This window comes from Sulfitobacter sp. (assembly GCF_041552635.1).
In the GTDB taxonomy this organism is placed as follows: domain Bacteria; phylum Pseudomonadota; class Alphaproteobacteria; order Rhodobacterales; family Rhodobacteraceae; genus Sulfitobacter.
Genome location: NZ_JBFEKM010000326.1, coordinates 1 through 2,020, shown reverse-complemented (window position 1 = coordinate 2,020; position 2,020 = coordinate 1). Strand labels below are relative to the sequence as shown.

Annotated in this window: 2 protein-coding genes and 2 pseudogenes; all 4 read left to right on the top strand. The window is 55.5% G+C overall.

The genetic code is table 11. The features are described from left to right. A pseudogene (locus tag ABYT07_RS20715) lies at positions 1-497 on the top strand (hypothetical protein); the annotation flags it as partial. Further along, positions 497-1,198 carry a hypothetical protein gene (locus tag ABYT07_RS20710; protein WP_372993889.1) on the top strand — a complete coding sequence of 234 codons (702 nt, stop codon included), beginning with the start codon at positions 497-499 and terminating at the stop codon, positions 1,196-1,198. The pseudogene ABYT07_RS20715 and the gene ABYT07_RS20710, both read left to right, overlap by 1 nt. Continuing rightward, positions 1,195-1,833, top strand: coding sequence for a hypothetical protein (locus tag ABYT07_RS20705; protein ID WP_372993888.1), 639 nt, complete (start codon positions 1,195-1,197; stop codon positions 1,831-1,833). Before ABYT07_RS20710 ends, ABYT07_RS20705 begins: the two co-directional genes overlap by 4 nt. Before the next feature lie 3 nt (positions 1,834-1,836). Then, positions 1,837-2,020: pseudogene (locus tag ABYT07_RS20700) on the top strand (hypothetical protein); the annotation flags it as partial.

Sequence of the window (2,020 nt, the reverse complement as noted above, 5' to 3'; positions counted from 1 at the left end):
CCAAAGAGGGGGCCCGGTCGATATCGGGGATGCTGATGCAAATTGTAGACGGCGTCAAAAAGCCGATGCAAGTTCTTGGCGATCTTTTGAAGCGTATCGCTGAGGTCGCTTTGCAAAATTCCATCATGCGGTCTGCGATGGGCGGTGGCGGCGGTGGTATATTCGGCATCCTTGGCAAGCTGTTGACGTCGATCGGGGCCAATGCAAGCGGTACAAATCACTGGCGGGGCGGCTTGACCGCGGTGAACGAACGCGGCGGCGAAATCATGGATTTGCCAAACGGCACGCGGATCATCCCGCATGATATTTCAAAACGCATGGCCGGGGGTCAGGGTGGCAGCATGAAGGTTGATGTTGGTGTTTCCGTCGACAATAACGGCAATCTTCAGGGCTACGTTAAGAGCATTGCGCGGCAATCAGGGCAGCAGACCTATGATTTGGTGAAAGACAGCCTGTCAGGTTGGCAGCAGCAGCTAAGCACGGATGGGGCGCTTTGATGCCATACGTTCCAAAGGTCTATGATTGGCGATCTGACATCATCCCGAACAGCCAGACCTTTATTGCTGGTGGGCAGTCTATCCAGGGTGGTTTGACGCTTGGCGGGGTGTCAATTCAAAGCCCTGAACCCGGGGGGCGGGCCAGCTTGACGATGACCTTTCCCGAATTGCGCCGACAGTCCAACCTGAACGCCAGCTGGACCTACAGCCGGGTGATGAACCAATCGATCATGCGTGTACCGCTTTATCTTTCAGATCAGTTGCTGGCTTCATCGGCAATCGGCGATGCAGGGTATGGCAATGGAATACCTTGGTCTGAGGGGCAGCCTTGGGGGAGTGGTGAAAATTGGGCATATTCCCCATCTGCAGCGCTTGCGGCTGCTGCTTTGAAGGGCGCTGATACCTGCAAAGTAGATATGTCCGGCTTGGGGCGGGTTTTGGCGATCGGTCACGTGGTAGGATTTAGCCTTGAAGGATTTGATTTCGCCCATGTCATCATGGATATCAGTTACGATTCCAGCGACGTGGCCACTGTGGAAGTTCAGCCGCCTATGCGGCGTGCTGCTTCATTGGGTGACGTGATGTTGTTCCGTCCGAAGATGCTTGTGACATGTCAAAACCCTGCGGAATTTGCCGGGGCGTTCAGCTACGGGCTGTTCACGCAGCCAGGGCAAATCCGCTTTATCGAGGCGATGGTATGAGTTTTGAAGCTGAACTGCTGAACGCCACCGGCGGGGCAGACGACACGTTTGATATCCGCGCGTCAACGCGTCGCTGCTTTCACTATGCGTTCAAAGACCAGGATGTGCGTCTGTGGGATGGCATTGGGGTGCTGATTGCCGACGGTCACGAGTGGATCGGCACGGTAGATGTTAACGGCAACAATATGCACAAGGCCCCGACAGTCAAAGATACCCGCGACGGAACGAGTCCGCGATACACGTTCTCGATTCCTTATGTCGACCGGGAAACAATGGAAGCGATGCGTGCCGATGACGACAAGGTCAAAGGGCGGTCGCTGACTTGCTATCATGTCATTGTGAAGCACGATGAAGGGATGCGGCCCGGCACCGCCCTGCGGTTTTCCTATCGATTGACAATGCAATCCGCCAACTTCAGCGACGCTGTAGAGGGCGGGCCAGACAACCTGAAGCGTGTCTATTCCCCGTCGATTTTGGCCCGCTCTGGTGAGGTGGGAAGATCTCGGACCCCGTCAGGCACCTATACGGACACATCGCAGCGTGAACGGGCACGCCTGGCGGGCTTCGCCAGCGACAGCTTTTGTTCGTTCGTTGCAGCTAATTCTAATCGAACCTATACCATCGAAGGTACCTGACCTATGCAGCAGCACGTCGAAGAAACCCGCGCCATTTGGTTGCGGACCCCATTCGCATGGCATGATCATGACTGCATCATGGCGACTTGCGATCATGTCAAGCGGGTCACTGGAACTGATCCAGCAGGGCCGTGGCGCGGATCCTATTATGATCAGAAGGGTGCTGAAGCGATTTACAATGCCTATG

Bases quoted from the DNA above. Each gene is read 5' to 3' on its own strand.
- ABYT07_RS20705 (WP_372993888.1), top strand. From the start codon at position 1,195: ATGAGTTTTGAAGCTGAACTGCTGAACGCCACCGGCGGGGCAGACGAC.
- ABYT07_RS20710 (WP_372993889.1), top strand. From the start codon at position 497: ATGCCATACGTTCCAAAGGTCTATGATTGGCGATCTGACATCATCCCG.